19 protein-coding genes and 1 riboswitch are annotated in these 23,568 nt (G+C 72.7%); all 19 genes read right to left on the bottom strand.

Annotated features, from left to right (window positions below; genetic code table 11):
- Positions 1 to 676: 676 nt before the first annotated feature.
- The 19 genes from ribH to pyrR all read right to left on the bottom strand — a co-directional run bounded on the left by ribH (position 677) and on the right by pyrR (position 23,446).
- Positions 677 to 1,159, bottom strand: coding sequence for a 6,7-dimethyl-8-ribityllumazine synthase (gene ribH, locus BMG523DRAFT_RS14270; protein WP_011437570.1), 483 nt, complete (start codon positions 1,157 to 1,159; stop codon positions 677 to 679).
- Positions 1,156 to 2,658 (bottom strand): bifunctional 3,4-dihydroxy-2-butanone-4-phosphate synthase/GTP cyclohydrolase II, encoded by a 1,503-nt coding sequence (locus tag BMG523DRAFT_RS14275; protein ID WP_043591383.1) that lies wholly within the window; start codon positions 2,656 to 2,658, stop codon positions 1,156 to 1,158. The genes ribH and BMG523DRAFT_RS14275 overlap by 4 nt, the downstream gene beginning before the upstream one ends.
- Positions 2,655 to 3,362 carry a riboflavin synthase gene (locus BMG523DRAFT_RS14280; protein ID WP_023841500.1) on the bottom strand — a complete coding sequence of 236 codons (708 nt, stop codon included), beginning with the start codon at positions 3,360 to 3,362 and terminating at the stop codon, positions 2,655 to 2,657. Before BMG523DRAFT_RS14280 ends, BMG523DRAFT_RS14275 begins: the two co-directional genes overlap by 4 nt.
- Before the next feature lie 127 nt (positions 3,363 to 3,489).
- A riboswitch (FMN riboswitch) is annotated at positions 3,490 to 3,619 on the bottom strand.
- 69 nt (positions 3,620 to 3,688) lie between these two features.
- On the bottom strand, positions 3,689 to 4,399 hold the full coding sequence (gene rpe, locus BMG523DRAFT_RS14285; protein ID WP_011437573.1) for a ribulose-phosphate 3-epimerase: 711 nt from the start codon (positions 4,397 to 4,399) through the stop codon (positions 3,689 to 3,691).
- A gap of 33 nt (positions 4,400 to 4,432) precedes the next feature.
- Positions 4,433 to 5,908 carry an RsmB/NOP family class I SAM-dependent RNA methyltransferase gene (locus tag BMG523DRAFT_RS14290; protein ID WP_011437574.1) on the bottom strand — a complete coding sequence of 492 codons (1,476 nt, stop codon included), beginning with the start codon at positions 5,906 to 5,908 and terminating at the stop codon, positions 4,433 to 4,435.
- A complete protein-coding gene (gene fmt, locus BMG523DRAFT_RS14295) occupies positions 5,905 to 6,918 on the bottom strand; it encodes a methionyl-tRNA formyltransferase (protein WP_011437575.1) in 1,014 nt (337 codons plus the stop codon). Before fmt ends, BMG523DRAFT_RS14290 begins: the two co-directional genes overlap by 4 nt.
- 293 nt (positions 6,919 to 7,211) lie before the next feature.
- Complete coding sequence (locus BMG523DRAFT_RS14300) at positions 7,212 to 9,458, bottom strand: primosomal protein N' (RefSeq protein WP_023841499.1); 2,247 nt, start codon at positions 9,456 to 9,458, stop codon at positions 7,212 to 7,214.
- Between the two features lie 128 nt (positions 9,459 to 9,586).
- Positions 9,587 to 10,783, bottom strand: coding sequence for a methionine adenosyltransferase (gene metK, locus BMG523DRAFT_RS14305; RefSeq protein ID WP_011437577.1), 1,197 nt, complete (start codon positions 10,781 to 10,783; stop codon positions 9,587 to 9,589).
- A gap of 41 nt (positions 10,784 to 10,824) precedes the next feature.
- Positions 10,825 to 12,135, bottom strand: a complete 1,311-nt coding sequence (gene coaBC / locus BMG523DRAFT_RS14310; protein WP_011437578.1) for a bifunctional phosphopantothenoylcysteine decarboxylase/phosphopantothenate--cysteine ligase CoaBC — start codon at positions 12,133 to 12,135, stop codon at positions 10,825 to 10,827.
- 18 nt (positions 12,136 to 12,153) lie between these two features.
- Positions 12,154 to 12,438, bottom strand: a complete 285-nt coding sequence (gene rpoZ / locus BMG523DRAFT_RS14315; RefSeq protein WP_023841498.1) for a DNA-directed RNA polymerase subunit omega — start codon at positions 12,436 to 12,438, stop codon at positions 12,154 to 12,156.
- A gap of 171 nt (positions 12,439 to 12,609) precedes the next feature.
- A complete protein-coding gene (gene gmk, locus BMG523DRAFT_RS14320; RefSeq protein ID WP_035733409.1) occupies positions 12,610 to 13,155 on the bottom strand; it encodes a guanylate kinase in 546 nt (181 codons plus the stop codon).
- Positions 13,156 to 13,405: 250 nt separating this feature from the next.
- On the bottom strand, positions 13,406 to 13,723 hold the full coding sequence (mihF, locus tag BMG523DRAFT_RS14325) for an integration host factor, actinobacterial type (RefSeq protein WP_011437581.1): 318 nt from the start codon (positions 13,721 to 13,723) through the stop codon (positions 13,406 to 13,408).
- Positions 13,724 to 13,950: 227 nt separating this feature from the next.
- Positions 13,951 to 14,775 carry an orotidine-5'-phosphate decarboxylase gene (gene pyrF, locus BMG523DRAFT_RS14330; protein WP_011437582.1) on the bottom strand — a complete coding sequence of 275 codons (825 nt, stop codon included), beginning with the start codon at positions 14,773 to 14,775 and terminating at the stop codon, positions 13,951 to 13,953.
- A complete protein-coding gene (carB, locus tag BMG523DRAFT_RS14335) occupies positions 14,772 to 18,179 on the bottom strand; it encodes a carbamoyl-phosphate synthase large subunit (protein ID WP_023841497.1) in 3,408 nt (1,135 codons plus the stop codon). Before carB ends, pyrF begins: the two co-directional genes overlap by 4 nt.
- Positions 18,166 to 19,392, bottom strand: a complete 1,227-nt coding sequence (gene carA, locus BMG523DRAFT_RS14340; RefSeq protein WP_082456767.1) for a glutamine-hydrolyzing carbamoyl-phosphate synthase small subunit — start codon at positions 19,390 to 19,392, stop codon at positions 18,166 to 18,168. Before carA ends, carB begins: the two co-directional genes overlap by 14 nt.
- 35 nt (positions 19,393 to 19,427) lie before the next feature.
- The gene (locus BMG523DRAFT_RS24600) at positions 19,428 to 20,483 is read right to left on the bottom strand and encodes a hypothetical protein (protein ID WP_011437585.1); all 1,056 of its coding nucleotides are present in this window, start codon (positions 20,481 to 20,483) and stop codon (positions 19,428 to 19,430) included.
- Positions 20,480 to 21,817 (bottom strand): dihydroorotase, encoded by a 1,338-nt coding sequence (locus BMG523DRAFT_RS14350; RefSeq protein ID WP_035941764.1) that lies wholly within the window; start codon positions 21,815 to 21,817, stop codon positions 20,480 to 20,482. The genes BMG523DRAFT_RS24600 and BMG523DRAFT_RS14350 overlap by 4 nt, the downstream gene beginning before the upstream one ends.
- Positions 21,818 to 21,852: 35 nt before the next feature.
- The gene (locus tag BMG523DRAFT_RS14355) at positions 21,853 to 22,776 is read right to left on the bottom strand and encodes an aspartate carbamoyltransferase catalytic subunit (RefSeq protein ID WP_023841496.1); all 924 of its coding nucleotides are present in this window, start codon (positions 22,774 to 22,776) and stop codon (positions 21,853 to 21,855) included.
- A 49-nt stretch (positions 22,777 to 22,825) separates the two neighbouring features.
- Positions 22,826 to 23,446 carry a bifunctional pyr operon transcriptional regulator/uracil phosphoribosyltransferase PyrR gene (gene pyrR / locus BMG523DRAFT_RS14360; RefSeq protein ID WP_011437588.1) on the bottom strand — a complete coding sequence of 207 codons (621 nt, stop codon included), beginning with the start codon at positions 23,444 to 23,446 and terminating at the stop codon, positions 22,826 to 22,828.
- Positions 23,447 to 23,568: the final 122 nt, after the last annotated feature.

Below are 23,568 nucleotides of genomic sequence, written 5' to 3' on the forward strand. Positions count from 1 at the left end.
GCGGGCGGCGGGGCCGGTGGCACGGGGGTGGGCGGCGGGGCTGCCGTGCTCCCGCGCCCCCCGGAGGGGCCCCCTGTCCGACCGGTAGCGGGCTCCGAACGGGTCCCGCCCGGACGTGATCGGGCGGGACGACGGGTAACCAGCGCGTTATGGGGCGCCTGAGGCTCGGTCAGTCGTAGGCCAAGCAGCGAGATGGGGCGCGCGTCCCCGCCACCACCCGGTTCGGTCGCGTCGGGATCCCGCCGGCCGGGGCCGGCCGCGACCCGTTCCCCGGCCTCCGGATTCCCCCCGACCGGGCCGGTCGACGCCGACGCCTCGTCACCGTTCCAACTCCCACCGTGACTTACCATCCGCGCCACCCCCGCCCCCATGTGTGCCGGCCGACGGGACCTCCGCCGATCCCACCGCGAAGTATGACGCCAGAGCGCAAGGGCACCGATACGACGTGAGACCACAGTCTCGTGTAACCGGCCGTCCCGACAAGAGCACCGGACTGATCGGGACAGCCGGAATCAGAGCCACGAGCAGCGAACACACGACCGGCACACCCGATCCACTTCGAATCGCCATGTGACGGCAACACCATACCGAGAGCATGTCACGCGGACGGATCGGCCTCGCACCGTGTGTGTGAACTCCTGATGCGGAACGTTTCGGTCGGTGACGGCGTGGGAGCTCAGCCGGCGAGTTCCAGATCGCGCAGCACCGCGGCGGTGTCCAGCGCGGCCAGGGTCGCCTCCCGGCCCTTGTCCTCGCTGGACCCGGGCAGCCCGGCGCGGTCCCGGGCCTGCTCGACGGTGTCGCAGGTGAGCACGCCGAAGCCGACGGGGACGCGGGCGTCGAGGGTGACGCGGGCGAGCCCCGCGGTGACGAACTGACAGACGTAGTCGAAGTGGGGGGTGCCGCCCCGGATGACGACACCGAGGGCGACGACGGCGTCATGCCGCGCAGCCAACGCGGCGGCGATCACGGGAAGCTCGACCGCACCGGAGACCCGCACGACGGCGGGTGCCGCCGCGAGGCCCGCGTCCTTCGCGGCGCGCAGCGCGCCAGCGAGCAGCGCATCGGTGATCTCGGCGTGCCACCGGGTGGCGACCACCGCCAACCGCATGCCCGCGACGGGCGGAAGCACCTCCGCGGGAGCCCCGAGGCCGCTCACAGACCCTCCCCCTCGGCACAGTCGACCCCGGCGGACGTACCCGGGCCCGCGACGGCCGTGCAGCCGGAGGTGACGGGTACCCTCGGCGCCCTCGGCGCCCCCGGGATCCAGCGCGAGCCGGCCGGCTCGTCCTCGCCCACGGCCCTAGGCAGATCGGACAGGCCGGGTGGACCCGGAAGGCCGGGCGGACCCGGAAGGCCGGGCGGACCGGGAATGCTGGGCAGACCGGGAATGACGTGTCCCATCCGGTCCCGCTTGGTGGTCAGGTAGCGCAGGTTCTCCGGCGTCTGGGTGACCGGCATCCCGATGAGTTCGACGATGCGCAGGCCGTAGCCCTCCAGCCCGGCCCGCTTCGTCGGATTGTTGGACAGCAGCCGGATGCCGCGCACGCCGAGGTCGACCAGGATCTGGGCCCCGGTGCCGTAGTCACGGGCGTCGGCCGGCAGACCCAGCGCGAGGTTGGCGTCGACGGTGTCGTGGCCGGCGTCCTGCAGCTGGTAGGCCCGCAGCTTGTGCATCAGGCCGATGCCCCGGCCCTCGTGGCCCCGCATGTAGAGCACCACTCCGCGTCCCTCGGTCGCGATTATGCGCAGTGCCGCGTCGAGCTGGGTTCCGCAGTCGCAGCGCCGGGAGCCGAAGACGTCCCCGGTGAGGCATTCGCTGTGCACCCGGACCAGCACGTCCGCGCCGTCACCGAGCTCGCCGCGGATCAGCGCGATGTGTTCGACGCCGTCGAGGATGTTGCGGAACCCGACCGCCCGGAACGCCCCGTAACGCGTCGGAAGCGACGCCTCCGCGACCCGCACCACCTGCTTCTCGGTCCGCCGACGGTAAGCGATGAGATCGGCGATGGAGATCAGCAGCAGCCCGTGCTCGCGGGCGAACTCGGCGAGCCGGGGAAGCCGGGCCATCGTCCCGTCGTCGTTCACGATCTCGCAGATCGCACCGGCCGGCCGCAGCCCGGCGAGCCGGGCCAGGTCGACCGCGGCCTCGGTGTGGCCGGGGCGGCGCAGCACCCCGCCGTCCTTGGCCCGCAGCGGGAAGATGTGGCCCGGCCGGCTCAGGTCGCCGGGCGTGGTCCGCGGGTCGGCCAGCAACCGGATGGTGCGGGCCCGGTCGGCGGCGGAGATCCCGGTGGAGACGCCGTCGCGGGCGTCCACGGTGATGGTGAACGCGGTGCCCATCCGCTCCGTGTTGTGCGGGACCATCTGGTCCAGTTCGAGCCGGTCGGTGTCGGCGGCGTCCATCGGCACGCAGATCACACCGGAGGTGTACCGCGTCATGAACGCGACCAGCTCGGGTGTCGCGGCCTCCGCCGCGAAGATCAGATCACCCTCGTTCTCCCGGTCGGCGTCGTCGACGACGACGAGCGGGCGGCCGGCGGCGATCTCGGCGAGCGCGTCCTCGATGGCGGCGAACCGCACGTCGGCGTAGCCGGCGGGAAGGGCACCGGCGGGAAGGGTGGCCGTCGAGGAGGCGCCGGCCGCGGATGTCGTCATCGGTGTCGTCCGTTCGGTTCGATGGGGCCGGCATGCAGCTTCTCGACGTACTTGGCCAGCACGTCGACCTCGATGTTGACCAGGGAACCCGGCGCACGGCGACCCAGCGTGGTCAGTTCGAGCGTGGTGGGGATCAGGCTGACCGTGAAGGTGGCCGGTGAGTCGCCACCGGCCGGCGAGATGTCGACGACGGTCAGGCTCACCCCGTCCACCGTCACCGAGCCCTTCGCCACGAGGTAGCGGTCGAGCCCCTCGGGGAGCGCGACGCGCACGAACTCCCAGCCCTCACCGGGCTGCCGGTCGAGGACCGTGCCGACGCCGTCGACGTGCCCCTGGACCAGGTGGCCTCCCAGCCGGTCCGCCAGCCGGACGGGACGTTCGAGATTCACCCGGTCACCGACGGCGAGCTTCCCAAGAGAGGAACGCACCAGCGTCTCTCGCATCACGTCAGCAGTGAACGCCGACGGGCCGTCCGTTGTGCCGGGTGGGCCGGGTGGGCCGCCGGCCGTACCGGTCTCGGCGCCCCCGTCGAGCCCCGGGCGGGCGAAGGAAGTCACCGTGAGACAGACACCGTTGACGGCGATGGACGCGCCGTGACTCACATCACCCAGAACCGTCTGACAGGCGATGGTGAGTGCCGCCGACTCCGACCGCGCATCCACCGCGGTCACCACGCCAAGTTCTTCAACGATGCCGGTAAACATCCGACCCGTGCCCCTCGCTCCCGGGCACCCGCACCCTGGGCGAGGAAAAACCACGCGGGACCACGCCGGCACGCTCACGCCGACACGCGCCCGCGAGCGGTCAACGACCACCGCGGGCACTCGGCCCGCGCGCGTCCTCCCATCCGGACTTTCACCGTCGGTCCCGGAATTCCACCGGGTCAGCCGTCCCAGTACCTGCGGACGGGTCGCGGACTGTCACCGCCGGTTCGGAATTTCACCGACCCCGGAGCGCGCGTGCTGCTGGTTGTACTGCCTCAAGTCTGGCATATGAAGCCGCCGGACGCCGGTGAAGCCACCGGACGCGGTCACGCCGGCCCGACCGCCGAGCGTGGCGCGGGCGGGGACAGCCGGGGCGCCGCCCGCAGCGCCTGCTCACGCAGCCGCTCGACGGCCTGGCCCGGATCGGCCGCCCCGAAGACGGCCGTGCCGGCGACGAACACGTCCACACCCGCCACCGCGGCCCGCTCGATCGTCCCGGCGTTGACCCCGCCGTCGATCTGCAGCCACAGGTCCAGCCCACGGGCGTCGAGCAGGCGCCGGGCGGCCTCGATCTTCGGCAACACCTCGGTCATGAACGTCTGACCGCCGAAACCCGGCTCGATGGTCATCAGCAGCAGCAGGTCGAACCGGTGCAGGTCGTCGAGATAGTGCTCGACCGGGGTGTTCGGCTTCACAGCGAGGCCGGTGCGGGCCCCGGCCGCCCGGATCGCCCTGGTGGTGCGGGGCAGGTCGGACACGGCCTCGGCGTGAATGGTGACGTTCGCCGCGCCGCGCTCGGCGTACCCGGCCGCCCAGCGGTCGGGATCGTCGATCATGAGATGGCAGTCAAGCGGAGTATCCGTCACCGCGCGCAGGGCCGTCACCGTGTCCGGCGCGAACGCCAGGTTCGGGACGAAGTGGTAGTCCATCACGTCGACGTGCAGCCAGTCGGCCTGCCCCTCGACCGCCAGGGCCGCGTCGGCGATCCGGCCGAAGTCGGCGGCGAGCAGGCTGGGGTAGATCTGCGCGGTGGCCATTTCGCGAGGGTATCGGCTCCCGGGTCCGACGCCTCAGCTGTCGACCCGGCGCAGCAGGGCGACGAACATCGCATCCGTGCCATGGAGATGCGGCCAGAGCTGGACGAACGGGCCGTCACCGAGCCGGTCGACCTCCGGCAGGGTCAGGCGGGCATCGAGGATGGAGGTGTCGGCGCGTTGTCCGGCCACGCCACGCACCACCTCGACGGTCTCGGCCGGGTGCGGGGAACAGGTCGCGTACGCCACCACCCCGCCCGGGCGGACCAGGTCGAGCGCGGCGACGAGCAGCGCACGCTGGAGCGGGACGAGCGCGGCCACATCGGCCGAGGTCCGCCGCCACCGGGCCTCCGGCCGGCGCCGCAGTGCTCCGAGGCCGGTGCAGGGGACGTCGACCAGCACCCGGTCGGCTCCATCGGGCCGCAGCGGCACCGCCCGGCCGTCGGCGCGCACCGTCCAGGCCCGCGCCGCGTCGCCCAGGGACCGGGCCACCATGGCCGCCCGGGTCGCCCGGGGCTCGACCGCGATCAGGGCCGGCCTGTCCGGTGGACCCGGCCTGTCCGGCAGACCCGGCCCGTCCGATGGGGCGGAGCCGCCGAGCAGCGCGGCGAGCAGGGCCGCCTTCCCGCCGGGGCCCGCGCACAGGTCGACGGTCAGCCCGAGGTCACGGCCCACCGTCGCCGCGCGGGCCAGGGCCAGGGTGACGAGCTGGCTGCCCTCGTCCTGCACGGCGGCCGCGCCCGCGGCCACGGCGGGCAACCCCGCCGGGTCCCCGCCGTCGAGGCGTACCGCATACGGCGAGTAGGGGCCGACTCGGGCGGTCAGACCTGCCTGCGCGGCCTCGGCGAGCAGCCGGTCACGGTCGACCCGGCCCGGACGGGCGACCAGGTGTACCGCGGGTCGGACGTCGTCTGCCTCCAGCGCGGCGCGGGTCGCCGTGAGGTCGCCGGCCAGGGCCTCCGCGACGACCTCGACGATCCAGCGGGGATGCGTCGTCACGACCGCCAGGTGACCGACAGGGTCGACGTCGAACCGCGGTGCGGACAGCATCGTGGCGAGATCGCCGCCGGTCTCGGCCACCCGGGCGGCCACCCGACGCAGCACGGCGTTCGCGAAGCGGACCGGGCGCTCGCCACTCGTCGTGCGGACCAGCTCGACGGTGCTGGCCACGGCCGCGTGGGCCGGGACCCTGGTCCGCAGCAGCTGGTAGGCGCCCAGGCGCAGCGCGTCGCGCACCGGCGGGTCGATGGTGTGGACGGGTCGACTCGTCGCCGTGTCGAGCACCCCGTCGAGGGTGCCCTGCGCACGCAGGGAGCCGTAGGCGAGCTCCGTGACGAACCCGCGGTCCCGGGCGGACAGCCCGCTGCCCGCCAACAGGGACGGCAGCAGCAGGTTGGCGTAGGAGCCGCGCTCGTCCACCGCCCGCAGCACCTCCCAGGCCAGCAACCGCGGCCGGTCGACGCTTGACGCTGGCCGGGGCCCACGGGTGCCCGGCGAACCGGCCGATCTCACGACGTTCCTCCACTGACCGGCATCGCGCCGATCGCGCCGAGGGTCTCCCCCTTGGCGATCCGGACCCCGCGGGCCCAGGCCGCGGCCGCCATCGGGCCTCGCCCCTCGGGACGCACCTCACCGAGGAGCACCGGGCTCGTGCCCGTGCCGACCGCCACGTCCCCGCCGGGGAGCACCATGATCTGCCCCGCCGGCAGCCCCCCCGCCGGCAGCCCGGCGGGCAGCGCTACCGGCCCGGCCGGCCGACCGGACACCGCACCGAGGCGCACCGGACCGATCTTGAGCCGCCGGTCGCGAAACGTCGTCCAGGCTCCCGGCGCGGGAGTGGCGGCCCTCGCCAGCCGATCCACCGCGATCGCCGGCTTCGTCCAGTCGATCCGGGCCTCCTCGGCGGTCAGCTTCGGCGCGAAGGAGATCCCCTCGGCGGGCTGGGCCACGGGCCGCACCGTCCCGTCGGCGATGCCGTCCATCACCGCGACCAGCAGCCCGGCGCCGGCCTCGGCGAGCCGGTCCAGCAGGTCACCGGAGGTGTCCGTCGGCCGAACCCGCTCGGTGAGGACACCGTAGACCGGACCGGAGTCCATCGCCGGTTCGATCTGGAAGACGCTCGCGCCGGTCAGGTCGTCCCCGGCGAGCAGGGTGCGCTGCACCGGAGCCGCCCCGCGGTAGGCCGGCAGCAGGGAGAAGTGCAGGTTCACCCAACCGTGGCGGGGAATGGCGAGCGCCGCGGGCGGTAGCAACGCGCCGTAGGCCACCACCGGGCAGCAGTCGGGCGCGAGGCCAGCGAGCGTGGCCAGGAACTCCGGGTCCCGGGGCCGGTCCGGGCTGAGCACCGGGATGCCGGCCTCGTCGGCCAGGACGTGGACGGGGGGCGGCTTCACCTTCCGCCCCCGCCCGGAGGGCCGATCGGGCCGGGTGACAACCGCGACCACGTCATGGCGCGGGCTGTCGATCAACGCCCGCAGGCTGGGCAGAGCCACCGCCGGGGTACCGGCGAAAACAAGACGCATACGCGAAGCACCGATCCGTCGCGACGTCATTGCCGACGCCGTGACCGTCTCCGGGGGTCATCGATCCGAGGTGTCCGACCGGGCCGGGAGCATCCCGCCGTTCTCCGGCCGGGGAGTATGGGCTGACGTCCACAGGCCTGTCGCCGCCGACGACCGTACCCCGCCGACGCTCGGAGGTGGCGGACGGCCGCGGTCCGGACCGGGCCCGCGGCCGAAGATCATGATCCATGACGCGTACCCGGGCCGTGGTATGCGGGGCCACGCCATGCGGTGCGAACCAGACCATGCCGGCGCTACCCGAGGATCAGGGGATCGAGCTGGATCCGTAACCGGCCGGTGGTTCGCCGGGTCGCGAGGACGCCGCGAGCGGATCGCAGCGAGGCCGCGAGGGCCGCACCGCGCTCGCGCCGGACCCGGATCAGGACCCGTTCGATCTCCTCGGGGCCGGAGGTGGCGCCGTCGGGGCCGCGCCGCCCGGCACCCACGGCAGACGAATCGCCCTGGTTCGCGCCGTCGGGAACGGCCCGCGCGGACGGTGCGGGGGGCAGCGGTACCGGCCCGAGCACATCGGCGCCGTCGGGAAGCTCGACGGCGGCCAGCAGCTCCGCGACCGCCGCGGCGGTGCCCGCTACGGACGCCATCCGGGTCGCCGGCGGGAACCCCAGCTCCGCCCGCTCGTCGGCTTCCCGGGCAACGAACGTGCCGGGATCCCAACGGACGAGCGCCTGGACCGGCCCTAGTCCGGCATCGGCCGCGACGATGACCCGCCCCCCGCGAGCGGCGGGCCGGGCGAGCGCGGCGGCGGCGGTCCACCGGCGCAGAGTCTCCTCCCCCGCGCGCAGGTCGGGACGGCCCAGCAGAGCCCAGCCGTCGAGGAGCAGCACCGCCCCGTAGCCGCCGTCCGCCACGGGCTCCGCCCCCGGGGTCGAGATGACAAGGGCCGGTTCTGCGGGCACGGTGGCGAGCACCCCGCCCCGGCCGGAGGTGCGGACCGGAACGCCCGGAAAGGCCCGCCCCAGTTCCTCCGCCGTGCGACGATCTCCCGTTACCGAGGCGCGCAGCCGCGGGCCCGAACAGGACGGGCAGTGCCAGACCGCCGCGGCGACCGGACGGCCGCACCACCGGCAGGAGAGCGCACCGCCGCCCGCCGCCCGGCCCAGCGGCCCCTGACAGTGCGGGCACCGGGCGGGCCGTCGGCAGTCCGCGCAGGCCAGTGACGGCTGGTATCCCCTCCTCGGCACCTGGACCAGTACCGGCAGACCGGCCGCCAGCGCATCCCGGGCGGTCCGCACCGCGAGGGAGGGCAGCCTCGCCGCCCGGGCGGCGGGGTCACGGGCGTGTTCGAGGTCGGAGCCGGTGGCCTCGACCCGGGGAGCCAGCGCGCGCACCTGCTCCCGGGGCGGCACCACCGGGTGCGCCCACCCCGTGCGCACCAGCGCCTCGGCATCCGTCGACGGGCAGAACCCGCCGATCACGAGCGCGCACCCCTGGAGCCGGGAGCGCAGGACGGCGACGTCTCGGGCGTGCGGGTACGGGGCCAACGGCTCGGCATGCAGGTCGTCACCGTCATCCCACACCACCACCAGGCCAAGCTCGGCCACGGGCGCGAACATCGCCGCGCGGGTACCCACCACCGCCCGCGCCTGTCCGCGGCTGACCGCGAGGAACGCGCGATATCGCCGGGCCGGGCCGAGATCGGCCCGCAGTGCGACGGTGGTCTCCCGACCGACCGCGGCGACCATCGCCGCCTCGACCCGGTCGACATCACGATGATCGGGTACGACGACGAGTACGCCGCGACCGGACACCGCCGTGGCGGCGGCCGCGGCGGCGATCATCTCCGGCCAGGCGGGGCCGGGCGGGGCCCACCAGACCGCCCTTGGTGACCTGCCCGCCGCCAGGGCGGTGAGCAGCGACGGCCCCGTGGGATAGCGGCCCCACTCGCCGGGTTCCGGCGGCACGGCCTCAAGCCCCGGTGAGACAGCCGCAGGCCCCGGCGAAACGACCTCGGGCCTCGGTGAGGCGGCCTCCGCCCGGCCGTGGCGGGGAGGCACGGCGAGCCGGAGGACGTCGGCCAGCGTGCCGGCGTAACGATCGGCAACCGCGCGGGCGAGTTTCGCGACGGGCTCGGACAGCACAGGCTCCGGCGAGATCGACCGGGCCAGCGGCGCGAGCTGACCGGAATGGTCGGAACTCTCGCGACGCTCCAGCACGAACCCGTCGACCAGCCGGCCCGCGAACCGGACCCGGACCCGGGATCCCGGCACCGCCAGGTCAGCCAGGTCCGCCGGCACGAGGTAGTCGAAGGGACGGTCGAGATGGGCGAGCGCAGTGTCGACGGCAACCCGCGCCACCGGCAGCCGCGCGGCGAGCGGCCGCGGCGAACCGGAACCCGCGGAGCGCGAAACCCCCGACCGGGCACCCCCCGGCCCGGCCGCTGCCCGGCCGGCCGCTGCCCGGCCGACCTCTGCCCGGCCGACCTCTGCCCGGCCGACCTCTGACGGGCTGAGGCCGGGGAGGGTGCCGGGGTGCTCGGTCATGACGGCATTCGTACCAGCCGCCTACGACATCCTCCATCCCCGTTCCCTCGCCGGAACAGCGACCGGCGGGACAGGGGCCCCGGGAGGGGCCGGGGAGATCCCACGGGGGCCGAGGGAGGAGCGTCGGGTCAGCCCTTGACGGCGCGCTGGAGAGCCTCGGCGCGTGCGGTGGACTCCCAGGTGAAATCGAGCTCGGGGCGACCGAAGTGGCCGTAGGCGGCCGTCTGGGCGTAGACCGGCCGCAGCAGGTCCAGATCCCGGATGATCGCGGCGGGACGGAGGTCGAACACGCTCGTCACCGCGTCCTGGATCTGGATGTCCGGGACGGTTCCGGTGCCGAAGGTCTCCACGAACAGGCCGACCGGCTGCGCCTTGCCGATCGCGTACGCCACCTGGACCTCGCAGCGGCTGGCGAGACCCGCGGCGACGACGTTCTTGGCGACCCAGCGCATCGCGTACGCGGCGGAGCGGTCGACCTTGGATGGGTCCTTGCCGGAGAAGGCACCACCGCCGTGGCGGGCGTAACCGCCGTAGGTGTCGACGATGATCTTACGGCCGGTCAGGCCGGCGTCACCCATCGGGCCGCCGATCTCGAACCGGCCGGTCGGGTTGACCAGCAGCCGGCGACCCTCGGTGGCGATCTCGAGCAGGGCCAGCTCCGGCTCGACGACGTACTCGGCGATGTCCGGCGCGAGCAGGGTGTCCAGGTCGATGTCGGCGGCGTGCTGCGAGGAGACGACGACCGTGTCGAGCCGGGCCGGCTTCCCGTCGACGTACTCGATGGTCACCTGGGTCTTGCCGTCCGGGCGCAGGTAGCCGATCTGGCCCTCCTTGCGGACCGCGGACAGCCGCCTGGCGAGGCGGTGCGCCAGCGCGATCGGCAGCGGCATGAGCTCGGGGGTCTCGTCGCAGGCGAACCCGAACATCAGGCCCTGGTCGCCGGCGCCCTGCCGGTCGAACTCGTCGTCGGCGGAACCCTCGACGCGAGTCTCGTGCGCCGTGTCGACGCCCTGGGCGATGTCCGGGGACTGCGCGCCGATCGACACGCTGACGCCGCAGGACGCGCCGTCGAAGCCCTTCTTGGAGGAGTCGTAACCGATCTCCAGGATGCGCTCGCGGACGACGGAGGCGATGTCGACGTAGGTCTTCGTGGTGACCTCGCCGGCGACGTGGACCTGACCCGTCGTGATGAGCGTCTCCACGGCGACCCGGCTCTTCGGGTCATCCTTGATCATGGCATCGAGAATCGAGTCGCTGATCTGATCGGCGATCTTGTCCGGATGCCCCTCGGTGACGGACTCGGACGTGAACAGGCGCGTCGCCACTGGACTAACCCCCTGGGTGATCCGGCTGATTCCGACGAAGCTTACCGAGGTGCCGCGAGGGGTACACGTAGCGCCTCCGCGGGCGTTCCATCGGTCCGATCGGCCGTGAGGCCGACCACGAGGTCGAGGATCCGATGCGCGAGGAGGTCCTTGCTCGTGTGCTCGATCGCCGTCTCGCCACCGCGGGGGTCCAGTACCACGGCGGCGTTGTGTTCCACCTCGAATCCGAGGCCGGCGCCGACCTCGTTGACCACGAGCAGGTCGACCGGCTTGCGCGCCAGTTTGGCCCGGGCGTGGTCGAGTACCCCACCGCCGGGACCGCCGGTCTCGGCCGCGAAACCGACGAGGACCTGACGGGGCCGGCGGTTCGCCAGCAGCTCGGCCAACACGTCGGGATTCGCCACGAGCGGGATGGAGCCCGGGGCCGCGGACTCCTTCTTGATCTTGTAGGCCTGCGGCGCCCCGGGGCGGAAGTCAGCGACCGCGGCCGCCATGACGACCACGTCCGCCGAGGGCGCGACCTCGTGGACCCGATCGCGCAGCTGCGCCGCGGAGGTGACCGGGATCGTGCGGGCGCCGGCGACCTCGGGCAGCGCGACGTTCGCCGCCACCACCGTGACGGAGGCTCCCCGCACCACGGCAGCCCTGGCCACGGCGTACCCCTGACGGCCGCTCGAGGCGTTGCCGAGGAACCGGACGGGGTCGAGGTACTCCCGGGTGCCGCCGGCCGTGACCAGGACATGCCGGCCGGCAAGATCGGGCCGCACCCCGGCCGCACCCCGGGCCAGCACCGCCATGCCGAGCGCGGCGATCTCCGCTGGCTCTGGCAGGCGACCCGGACCCGAGTCGGCGCCGGTCAGCCGGCCCACCGCCGGCTCAACCACCACCGCTCCCCGCGCCCGCAGGGTCGCCACGTTCGCCCGGGTGGCCGGGTGCTGCCACATCTCGGTGTGCATCGCCGGCGCGTAGACGACCGGGCAGGTCGCCGTCAGCAGGGTGCCGGTGAGCAGGTCGTCGGCGCGCCCGGCGGCCGCGCGGGCCATCAGGTCCGCGGTGGCTGGCGCGACGAGGACGAGGTCGGCCTCGCGGCCGATCCGGACATGGGCGACCTCGTCCGCATCGTCCCACACGTCCGTGGTGACCGGGTTTCCCGACAGCGCAGCCCAAGTCGTCGCGCCGACGAACCGCAGCGCCGACGGCGTGGGCACCACCCGGACCTCGTGGCCGGACTCGGTGAACCGGCGGAGCACCTCCACCGCCTTGTAGGCGGCGATGCCGCCCGCCACACCGAGCACGACCCGGGGACGCCGAGGGTCGGACAACCCGGTGCCGGAGCGCTCCGCATCGGGCATCTCGGTCATCGTCCTACATCAGGAGACCGGCGGGAGGCTGTCGGCGACGGTCTCGTGGGTGAGCAGGCCGGCGTTGATCTCACGCAACGCGATCGACAGCGGCTTCTCCTGCGCGTTGGTCGTCTCGACCAGCGGGCCGACGTACTCCAGCAGACCCTCGCCGAGCTGCGAGTAGTAGGCGTTGATCTGACGAGCTCGCTTCGCCGCGTAGATGACCAGGCTGTACTTCGAGTCGGTCGCCTCGAGGAGCTCGTCGATGGGGGGGTTGGTGATGCCTTCGGGATGGGCGGCGGTACCGGCCACGATGTCCTTCCGGAATGGGACGTCCAAGGCGGCTGCGCCGTCCGGACAGTGCGGAGCGCAGGCTACGCGGGGGCAGGGCGGGCTGCGCGGAGGAGGCTGTACGGCATGTGGGCTGTACGGCATGTGGGCTGTACGGAGATGCCGGCTGCGCGGGCGACCGGTGGGCCGGACCTACGAGCCGATCATCAATGCTACCAAGCGGGCTGCCGCGGACCGCACGTCGTCGTTCACGATCACGTCGTCGAACTCCGTCTCGGCCGCGAGTTCGATGCGCGCCCGGTCCAGCCTGCGGGCGATGACCTCGGGTGACTCGGTCCCCCGACCGGTCAGCCGACGGACGAGCTCGTCGAAGGTGGGCGGGGCGAGGAAGACGAAACGGGCCTGTGGCATCGCCGAGCGCACCTGCCGGGCGCCCAGCAGCTCGATCTCCAGCAGGCAGGGCACACCCGCGGCGAGCCTTTCGAGAAGCGGACGGCGGGGGGTGCCGTAGGCGTGTCCGGCAAACATCGCGTGCTCGACGAACTCCCCGGCCTTGACCATCCGGGCGAACTCCTCGGCGTCGACGAAGTGGTACTCGACACCGTCAGTCTCACCCGGACGCGGTGGCCGCGTGGTGGCGCTGACCGAGACCCAGACCTCGGGGTGACGTTCCCGGACTGCCGCGACGACGGTGTCCTTCCCGACTCCGGACGGCCCGGACAGCACTGTAAGACCCATGGGCACCACGATAGGACCTCTCAGTCAGTCGGCGCGCACCCGGTCATCAGTCCCCAGAGGACACGAGGACGGGACTGGTTTCCCGGGGACGGCCGGATCGGGGGAGGTTAAAGAAATGCCGCCCCCCGATCCGACCGGAAGGAAGGGCAACATCGCCGGAAGAATGTGAGTGACGCCACCCTCCCGTCAACGCCGCTACCCGCCGTAACCATGATCCGGGCTGGCGGAGTGGTTTTCCCACTCCACCGGATCAGGCCATGCCGAACTCCTCGAGGAGTGCGGCACGCTGCTTGGCGCCGAGTCCTCGCAGTCGGCGGGTCGGACTGATCCCGAGCCGTTCCCGGATCTTCTGGGCGCGTACGCGCCCCACTCCGGGAAGCGACTCAAGAACAGCCGAAACCTTCATCTTGCCGACGACCTCATCAGCCTCGGCCTGTTCCAGGACGGCGGCCAGCGTGGTCTCCGCCTTCTTCAACCGCTCCTTGAGTTCCGCACGCTGCTTACGAGCCAACGCTGCTTTCTCGAGGGCGGCGGCCCTCTGCTCGGGCGTTAGGGGCGGCAGGGGCACGGGTACGCCTCCTCAATTCGGTGATCGCGCCGCGCAAACTAGCGAGGAAGGGACTCCTCAGTCCAGCCTTGGCCATAACACTCTGATGCGAACATATTGTCAGCACAAGAGAAGGCTTTGACGGACGAAAGGGGTGGCCCACTCGTGCCGCACCCTTTCGGTCTACGGCGGCCCCACCGTACCGCTTCGTACCGCACCAGGACGAACACACCCTGGTCCCATCGGCGTCACAGCAGGTCAGCAGCCCTGCCGGCAGCGCTGAGACCTGCGGCGATGGCCCTCGCGGCGACCCCGGGGTCGGGCGCACCGGTGATCGGGCGACCCACCACGACCAGGTCAGAACCCCCCACAAGGGCAGCTTCCGGCGTCGCGGTTCGGGCCTGATCGCCGGTTTCCGACCCCGCCGGTCGCACGCCTGGAGTGATGAGAGTCACATTGCTACCAAGCTCCATACGGACCATTCGAACCTCCCGCGGACTGCACACCAGGGTGCGCGCACCGGCTTCGACCGCAAGCACGGCGAGCCTGCGGACGGCGTCGGAAGGGGGTCCGGCGAGCCCGATCGCGCTGAGCGCCGCCACATCCAGCGAGGTGAGTACGGTCACGACGGCTACCTCGACATCCGGGGCCGCCTCGATCGCCGCACGTATCATCGCCGCCCCCCCAGCCGCATGCACGGTCACGAAACGAGGGCCCAACGGGGTGATTGAGCGCATTCCCCCGGCGACCGTGGCGGGAATGTCGTGCAGTTTGAGATCGAGGAACAACTCCGGGGCACTCCCGGTGCCGCCCGCGGCGACCGCCGCGCCGCCGGCCCCGGCGAGCACGCCGGCCGCGCGCAGCGCCGTCACGATTGCCGGGCCCTCCCGGTAGAACAGCTCCAGACCGATCTTCAGCACGGCCACGGTGGGGGCGACCGCGGCGGCCCAGCGCAGCGCGGTCGCGGCGTCCGGGGCATCCAGCGCGACCGCCAGCGGCGCCCGGCCCCGCGGCGGGGTGAAGCGGGGCGCGGCCGCGCTCCTCCCGCCGGAGCTCCTCCGGCCGGCGCTCATCCGCTCCTCCTGGCCGCCGGTCCGAACACGGCGGACTCAGGCGCCGCGGACTCAGACGCCGCGGACTCAGACGCCGCGGACTCAGACGCCGCAGAGCCGGAGGATTCGGGCGGCGAGCCGCCCGGTTGTCCCCCGCCCCACGCCTGCCGCAGCGCCGCGTGGTATTCCTGCAACGATCGGACCCCCAGCTCCCCCCGTACCAGCGCTTCCACGCCCTGCACGCAGGCCGCCGCACCCTGGATCGTGGTGATGCACGGAACCCCGGCACTCACGCAGGCTGTGCGGATCTCATAGCCGTCCAGGCGCGGGCCGACGCCCCACGGGGTGTTGATGACGAGGTCGATCTGCCCGGATGTGATCATCTCGACACAGTCGAGTAGCCCCTCGGTGGGGGCCCAGTGCTTGCCGAGGACGACCGCCTTGACCCCGTTGCGCCGCAACACGTCCGCGGTCCCCTCGGTGGCGTAGACGACGAAACCGAGATCCGCGAGCCGCTTGATCGGAAAAACCATCGCCCGTTTGTCCCGGTTGGCCACGGAGACGAACACCCGGCCGTAGGTGGGCAGCGAGGCGTACGCGGCGGCCTGGGACTTGGCGTACGCCGTGCCGAAGCCGTCGTCGATGCCCATCACCTCACCGGTCGACTTCATCTCCGGCCCGAGGACGGTGTCGACGCCGCGGCCACCGGCGTCACGGAAGCGCCCGAAGGGCAGCACGGCCTCCTTGACCGAGATGTGCGAGTCCAGCGGCAGGGTGCCACCGTCGCCGGAGCGCGGCAGCAGGCCCTCGGCCCGCAGCTCGTCGATGGTCGCGCCGAGCATCACCCGGGCGGCGGCCTTGGCCAGCGGCACCGTGGTGGCCTTGGAGACGAACGGCACGGTCCGCGACGCCCGGGGATTGGCCTCCAGGACGTAGAGCACATCGGACTGCAGGGCGTACTGGACGTTGAGCAGACCCCGCACCCCGACGCCCTTCGCGATCGCCTCGGTGGACGTCCGGATACGGTCGAGCTCCGAACGGCCCAGCGTGATCGGCGGCAGGGCGCAGGCCGAGTCGCCCGAGTGGACCCCGGCCTCCTCGATGTGCTCCATCACCCCGGCGAGGTAGAGCGTCTCCCCGTCGTAGAGGGCGTCAACGTCGATCTCCACCGCGTCGTCGAGGAACCGGTCGACGAGCACCGGATGTTCCGGGGAGATGGCGGTGGCCCGATCGATGTAGTCGCGCAGCATCGTGTCGTCGTAGACGATCTCCATGCCACGCCCGCCGAGCACGTAGGACGGCCGCACCAGCACCGGGTACCCGATCCGCTCGGCCACCGTGCGCGCCTCGGCGAAGGAGGTCGCCACCCCGTGCGGCGGCGAGGGCAGGCCCGCCCGGGCCAGCACACGCCCGAACAGCCCACGGTCCTCGGCCAGATGGATCGCCTTGGGCGGGGTGCCCACGACGGGCACGCCCGCCTCGGCGAGCGCCGCGGCGATGCCGAGGGGGGTCTGCCCGCCGAGCTGGACGATTACCCCGGCGAGCGGCCCGGCCTGCTGCTCGGCGTGGACGACCTCAAGCACGTCCTCGACCGTCAACGGCTCGACGTAGAGCCGGTCGGCGGTGTCGTAATCGGTGGACACCGTCTCCGGGTTGCAGTTGACCATGACGGTCTCATAGCCGGCGTCGGAAAGCGCCATCACCGCATGACAACAGGCGTAGTCGAACTCGATGCCCTGGCCGATGCGGTTGGGCCCGCTGCCGAGCACGATCACCCGCGGCCGTTTGCTCGGCGCGACCTCGGTCTCGGCGTCGTAGGCGGAGTAGTGGTACGGGGTCTCGGAGGCGAACTCCGCCGCGCAGGTGTCGACGGTCTTGAACACCGGCCGGATGCCGGTGCGGTGGCGGAACGCCCGGACCACGTCCTCGGAGGTGCCGAGGATCTCGGCGAGCTGGACGTCGGAGAACCCGGCTCGCTTGGCCCGCCGGATGCCCGCCGGATTGCGGCTGATCATCGCCGCGGTCTCGTTGAGGAAGACGAGCTGGTCGACGAACCACGGGTCGATCCCGGTGACCCGGGTGACCTCGTCGGGATCCGCGCCGGCAAGCAGCGCCTGCTGGACGGTACGCAACCGGCCGTCGTGGGGAACCCGCGCGGCTTCCAGCAGGTCGGCGGCGTCCGCCTCGGGCGGGACGAAGGAGAACACCGAGCCCGGGGCCTCCATCGAGCGCAGCGCCTTCTGCAGCGCCTCGGCGAAGCTGCGGCCAACCCCCATCGCCTCGCCGACGGACTTCATCGTCGTCGTGAGCGTCGGGTCGGCACCGGGGAACTTCTCGAACGCGAACCGCGGCACCTTCACCACGACGTAGTCCAGCGCCGGCTCGAAGGCCGCGGGCGTGGTGCGGGTGATGTCGTTGGGGATCTCGTCAAGGGTGTATCCGAGCGCGAGCTTCGCCGAGATCTTCGCGATCGGGAAGCCGGTCGCCTTCGACGCCAGCGCCGAGGACCGCGACACCCGGGGGTTCATCTCGATGACCACCTGCCGGCCCGTCGCAGGGTCGACGGCGAACTGGATGTTGCAGCCGCCGGCGTCGACGCCGACGGCCCGCATCACCGCGATCGCCATGTCCCGCATGCGCTGGTACTCGCGGTCGGTCAGGGTCATCGCCGGCGCCACCGTGATCGAGTCGCCGGTGTGCACCCCCATCGGGTCGACGTTCTCGATCGAGCAGACCACGACCACGTTGTCCGCGCGGTCGCGCATCAGCTCGAGCTCGTACTCCTTCCAGCCGAGGACCGACTCCTCCACCAGCACCTCGGTCGACGGGCTCGCGGCCAGTCCGTCCGCCGCCATCCGGCGCAACTCGCCGGAATCATGGGCGAAGCCGCTGCCGGCGCCGCCGAGGGTGAAGCTGGGTCGCACGACCACCGGGTAGGAGAACTCCTCCCCGGCGGTCAGGCACTCGGCGACGGTGTGGCAGATGGCGCTGCGCGCGGTCTCGCCGCCGACCGCGGCGACGATGTCCTTGAACGCCTGACGGTCCTCCCCGGCGCGGATCGCGTCGATATTCGCGCCGATCAGACGGACCTCGAAGCGGTCCAGGACACCGGCGTCGTGCAGGGCGACGGCGGTGTTCAGCGCGGTCTGGCCACCCATGGTGGCCAGGATCGCGTCGGGCCGCTCCCGTTCGATGATCTTCGCGACGATGTCCGAGGTGATCGGCTCGACGTAGGTCGCGTCCGCGATCTCCGGATCGGTCATGATTGTCGCCGGGTTGCTGTTGACCAGGATGACCCGCAGGCCCTCCGCGCGCAGCACCCGGCAGGCCTGGGTACCCGAGTAGTCGAACTCGCACGCCTGGCCGATCACGATCGGCCCGGAGCCGAGGACCAGGACGCTGCTCAGATCCTCATGCTTCGGCATGACCGGCCTCCCGCACAGATCGCTCACTCCGCTCCCGGCCACCCTCCCGGGTGTCCGCCATCAAAGCGCGGAACCGCTCGAACAACGGGGAGGCATCATGCGGCCCCGGCGCGGCCTCCGGATGGAACTGCACGCTGAAGGCCGGCACGTCCAGACACTCCAATCCCTCGACGACGTTGTCGTTGAGGCCGCGGTGGCTGACCACCACCCGGCCGAACGGGGTGTCGGTCACCCCGGTGAGCGGCGCCCGCACGGCGAAGCCGTGGTTCTGGCTGGTGACCGCGATCCGCCCGGTCGCCATATCCCCGACCGGCTGGTTCACGCCGCGGTGGCCGTAGGTGAGCTTGTACGTCTCGAAGCCAAGAGCGCGGGCCAGCAGCTGGTGCCCGAAACAGATCCCGAACACCGGGACACCGGCCCGCAGCACCGTCCGCAGCGCGTCAACCGCATAGTCCGCCGCCGCCGGATCGCCGGGACCGTTCGACAGGAACACCCCGTCCGGTTCCAGCGCCAGCAGCTGTTCGCCGGTGGTGCGGGCCGGCAGCACATGCACCTCGCAGCCCAGCGCGGCCATGGCGGCCGGCGTCGCGCGCTTGATGCCGAGATCGAGCGCGGCGACCTTGAACAGCGCGGCGCCCGCCACCGCCTCCACCACATAGGGGGTAGGGGTGGAGACCCGGGGCGCGAGATCCGCGCCGAGCATCTCCGGGGAGGCGCGGACCCGGTCGAGCAGGGCGTCGAGCGCCGCCGCCCGCTCGCCGTCCGCGCCGGAACCCGGGCCCGGGCCGACCGGGCCACCGTCGGCGTCGGCGTCGGCGTCGGCGTCGAGCACGCTGCTGATCCCGCACCGCATCGAGCCGAGCTCACGCAGGTGACGGGTCAGCGCCCGGGTGTCGATCCCGCTGATCCCCACCACACCGGCCGCGGCCAGCTCGTCGTCGAGCGTGCCCCGGGCGCGCCAGTTGGAGGCCCGCCGGGCGGGGTCACGCACGACGAACCCGGCGACCTGGATCCGCTCGGACTCGTAGTCCTCGTCGTTGACGCCGGTGTTGCCGATGTGCGGGGCGGTCATGATGACGACTTGGCCGTGGAACGACGGATCGCTCAGCGTCTCCTGGTAGCCGGTCATCCCGGTGGAGAACACGGCCTCGCCGAAGGTCTCGCCGATCGCCCCGTACGCCTCGCCGACGAAGCTGCGACCGTCCTCCAGCATCAGGACCGCTCGCGTCGGCGTCGTGGTGGGAGTGCTCACCGATCCTCCTTCAGCCTGTTGACCTCACCGAGCGGTGAGGTCAACGGGTCGACCGACGACCAGCCGGGGTCAGACTGATCAAGCTGTTCCGGGTCCACCCACCCGGGGTCCGATTCCGGATCCGCCGGCCACTGATCGGGATGACGCCGCTCGGGGTGGCGCGGGTCGGAGCGGCGCGGGTCGGGGTGACCCTCATCCTGGTGTCGCCGATCGGGGAGTCGCTGGTCCGAGCGCCACCGCTCCGCGTAGAGCCGCCGGTCGGCGGGCACCGCCCGCTCGCCGCGGGCCTGGGCCCGCTCCCCCCGGGAACGCAGCCGAGGGCCGGTCCGGATCGCCGGCATCTCCTCGGTCGGTTGTCCGGAACCCGGCCGCTGCCCGGACCGGCCCACCGGCCCGGGGCCGGGCGCGACGGCCCGGGGCCGGATCCGCGGGCGGATCCGCGGTACCGCGTGCGGCGAGGTGACGTCGCCCGGTGCCAGATGCGCGGGCGGGGGGCCGATCAGGTCGTGGACGGCGCGCACCACCTTGGGCTGGCGGGCACGGTCCTCACCGCGGAAACCGGTCTCCAACTCGTGCCCGCCGAACGACCACGCGATGACGATCAGACGCCCGGGGGCGGAGACCTTGCCGGCGTGCGCCCGCTCCAGGCGGGCACCGCGGACGGCCTCGCGCGGGATCCAGAACGCCTCGCCGGGGCGGTCCACCCGCACCCCGGTCTCGTACACGCTGACGTAGCCGCCGGCCCGCCCGCCCAGCCCGCGGGCGGCGATCCATTCCAGCCAGTGCCCGGCGTCGACGGTGCCGAGGTACATCCCGCGCAGCGGAGCGGCGAACACCGTGCCTGGTTCCGCCGGCGGGACGGGCAGCTCGGGAAGGTCCTCCTCCTGACGCTCGGCCCGGTTGCGCCACGCCCGTCGCATCGAACCGACCGCCGCGACGAACACCAGCAACAGGCCAAGCAGGAGAAGCAGGTGCAGCCCCAGGCGATCCGGCGCCCGGTCCAGGGCGACGGCGGGCCCGGCGGCCGACAGGGCGGCGCGCGAAACAGTCATACGATCTTCCCGTCGAGCACGGTGGGCCGTCCCCGCAGGAACGTGGCGCGGATCGTTCCCGGCAGCGACCGGCCCGCATAGGGCGTGTTGCGGCTGCGGCTGGCGAGCGCGTCCGGCTCGACCATCCGCCACGGCGCCGGGTCAAGCAGGGTGACGGTCGCGGGCGCGCCCACTGCTATGGAACTCCACACCTCGGCCGCGGTTCGCGGCAGGCCACCGATCCTTGCCGGGGCCAGTGCCATCCGCTCGGCGACCCCGGCCCAGTCCAGCCGGCCCGGGATGACCATCGTCTCGATGACCACCGACAGCGCCGTCTCGAGACCGAGCATGCCGGGACGCGCGGCGGCCCACTCCGTCTCCTTGTCCTCCAGCGCGTGCGGAGCGTGGTCGGTGGCGACGCAGTCGATCGTGCCGTCGGCGAGCCCGGCGCGCAGCGCGGCGACGTCCTCGGCGGTGCGCAGCGGCGGGTTGACCTTGTAGACCGGGTCGAACGAGCAGACCAGGTCGTCGGTGAGCAGCAGGTGGTGCGGGGTCACCTCGGCGGTGACGTTCCAGCCCTTCGCCTTGGCCCACCGGATGATCTCTACCGATCCGGCGGTGGAGACGTGACAGACGTGCAGTCGGGAGCCGACGTGCCCGGCCAGCAGCGCGTCCCGGGCGATGATCGCCTCCTCGGCGACCGCGGGCCACCCCGGCAGCCCCAGCCTGGCAGCCACCGTGCCCTCGTTCATCTGGGCGTTCTCGGTCAGCCGCGGTTCCTGCGCATGCTGGGCGATCACCCCATCGAACGCCTTGACGTACTCCAGCGCCCGGCGCATGAGCAGCGCGTCCGACACGCAGTGCCCGTCGTCGGAGAAGACCCGCACGCCCGCCGCGGAGGAGGCCATGGCGCCGAGTTCGGCGAGCCGCTCGCCGGCAAGTCCGACGGTGACCGCGCCGACCGGCCGGACATCGCAGTGACCCGCGTCCAGGCCGAGCCGCCACACCTGCTCGACGACCCCCGCGGTGTCGGCGACCGGATTGGTGTTCGCCATCGCGAACACGGTGGTGTAGCCACCGAGGGCCGCGGCGCGGGTGCCGGAGGCGACCGTCTCGGCGTCCTCCCGGCCGGGTTCCCGCAGGTGGGTGTGCAGGTCGACCAGGCCGGGGAGCAGGATCAGCCCGTCCGTGTCCAGCACGGTGGTGCCGGCGGGCAGTCCCCCGGCCCCGGCGTGCGTGGAGCCGGCCGGTCGCCAGGCGGCCACCACCCCGTCCGCGAGGACGACGTCGACGGGGTCCCCGCCGAGCGGGCGGACCCGCCGCAGGACCCAGGAGGTCCCCGCCGACCTCCCCACCGGCGTTTCCTCCGACGTTTCCGCCGCGGGCGTCGTCATGAGACCTCCCCGGAACCACCCAGCAGCAGGTACAGCACGGCCATCCGCACGCTCACCCCGTTCGCAACCTGTTCCACGACTGTCGACCGGGCGGAGTCGGCGACCCGAGAGGCGATCTCCATCCCGCGTACCATCGGGCCGGGATGCATCACCAGGGCGTGGTCGGGCAACATCTCCGCCCGGTCGGCATCCAGCCCGTAGCGCCGGCTGTACTCCCGTTCGGTCGGGAAGAAGGCCGCGGACATCCGCTCCCGCTGGACCCGCAGCATCATCACCACGTCGCTCTTGGGCAGCACGGCGTCGAGGTTGTACGACACCTCGACCGGCCACGAGGAGATTCCGAGGGGCACCAACGTCGGCGGGGCCACGACGGTCACCGTCGCGCCCAGCGTGGCGAGCAGCCACACGTTCGATCGCGCCACCCGGGAATGCAGCACGTCGCCGACGATGGTGACGGCGAGGCCGTCGATCCGGCCGAGCCGGCGGCGCATGGTGAAGGCGTCGAGCAGGGCCTGGGTCGGGTGCTCGTGAGTGCCGTCTCCCGCGTTCACCACGCTGCCGCGTACCCAGGAGGCCAGTCGGTGCGGCGCGCCACTCGCGGCATGCCGGCAGACCACGGCGTCGGCACCCATCGCCTCAAGGGTCTGCGCCGTGTCCTTCAGACTTTCGCCCTTCGACACGCTTGACCCGCGCGCCGAAAAATTGATCACATCGGCCGACAGTCTCTTGGCGGCTACCTCGAAGGACGTACGGGTGCGGGTGGAGTCCTCGAAGAACAGGTTGACGACGGTGCGGCCCCGCAGGGTCGGCAGTTTGCGCACCGACGCCTCGGCGACCCGCGCCATCCGTTCGGCGGTGTCCAGCACCAGCAGCGCGTCGTCCCGGTCGAGATCCTCAGTCGACAGGAGATGGCGGTTCACGCCCGTCCCCCGAACCCGGCTTGTGCTCCCCACACGGCACTTCCCCCGATCATGGCTGGTTCCCGGGGGGCGCGTCGTCGGCGCCGTCCCCCCCGGCGGCCGAGAGGATCAGCACGCCGTCGGCGCCGTCGATCTCCCGCAGCCGGACTGCCACCGACTCCCGGCGCGAGGTCGGCATGTTCTTCCCGACGTAGTCGGCGCGGATCGGCAGCTCGCGATGGCCCCGGTCGACCAGGACCGCGAGCTGGACGGCACGCGGCCGGCCGTAGGCGGCCAAGGCGTCCAGCGCCGCCCGCACCGTGCGCCCGGAGTAGAGGACGTCGTCGACGAGGATCACCACGCGGCCGTCGACACCACCCTCGGGAATGTCGGTCACCTCGAGGGGACGCACGCCGCGCAGTCGCAGATCGTCGCGGTACATGGTCGGGTCAAGGGAGCCAACCGGGAGACGCACCCCCTCGACGGCCTGCACCCGCTGTGCCAGCCGGTGCGCAAGGGGTACCCCTCGGGTGGGTACTCCGAGCAGGACGACCCCGGCGCCACCGGAGGTCTTCTCGAGAATCTGATGCGCCATCCGGCTGACGATCCGGGTGATGTCGTCTGCGGACAGTACTGCCCGGGCGGTGCCGGGACGGCGCGATGCGGGGTCGCTCGCGGCAGCCGGGGCCACGCGGCATCCCTCCTTCCCCGCCTCACGGGACGGTCCTTAAAGGAGTGGTCCCAGCGACGTTACCAGGGCCCTCAGGACGTGTGAGGATCTCGCCGCCGGACGCCGACGCCCCTGGCGCCCGG

Source organism: Frankia sp. BMG5.23 (genome assembly GCF_000685765.2).
Lineage (GTDB): Bacteria > Actinomycetota > Actinomycetes > Frankiales > Frankiaceae > Frankia > Frankia casuarinae.

Coding starts and splice junctions, on each gene's coding strand:
- BMG523DRAFT_RS14275 (WP_043591383.1), bottom strand. CDS start 2,658: ATGACGACATCCGCGGCCGGCGCCTCCTCGACGGCCACCCTTCCCGCC.
- BMG523DRAFT_RS14280 (WP_023841500.1), bottom strand. CDS start 3,362: ATGTTTACCGGCATCGTTGAAGAACTTGGCGTGGTGACCGCGGTGGAT.
- rpe (WP_011437573.1), bottom strand. CDS start 4,399: ATGGCCACCGCGCAGATCTACCCCAGCCTGCTCGCCGCCGACTTCGGC.
- fmt (WP_011437575.1), bottom strand. CDS start 6,918: ATGCGTCTTGTTTTCGCCGGTACCCCGGCGGTGGCTCTGCCCAGCCTG.
- BMG523DRAFT_RS14300 (WP_023841499.1), bottom strand. CDS start 9,458: ATGACCGAGCACCCCGGCACCCTCCCCGGCCTCAGCCCGTCAGAGGTC.
- coaBC (WP_011437578.1), bottom strand. CDS start 12,135: ATGCCCGATGCGGAGCGCTCCGGCACCGGGTTGTCCGACCCTCGGCGT.
- gmk (WP_035733409.1), bottom strand. CDS start 13,155: ATGGGTCTTACAGTGCTGTCCGGGCCGTCCGGAGTCGGGAAGGACACC.
- pyrF (WP_011437582.1), bottom strand. CDS start 14,775: ATGAGCGCCGGCCGGAGGAGCTCCGGCGGGAGGAGCGCGGCCGCGCCC.
- carB (WP_023841497.1), bottom strand. CDS start 18,179: ATGCCGAAGCATGAGGATCTGAGCAGCGTCCTGGTCCTCGGCTCCGGG.
- carA (WP_082456767.1), bottom strand. CDS start 19,392: ATGCTGGAGGACGGTCGCAGCTTCGTCGGCGAGGCGTACGGGGCGATC.
- BMG523DRAFT_RS24600 (WP_011437585.1), bottom strand. CDS start 20,483: ATGACTGTTTCGCGCGCCGCCCTGTCGGCCGCCGGGCCCGCCGTCGCC.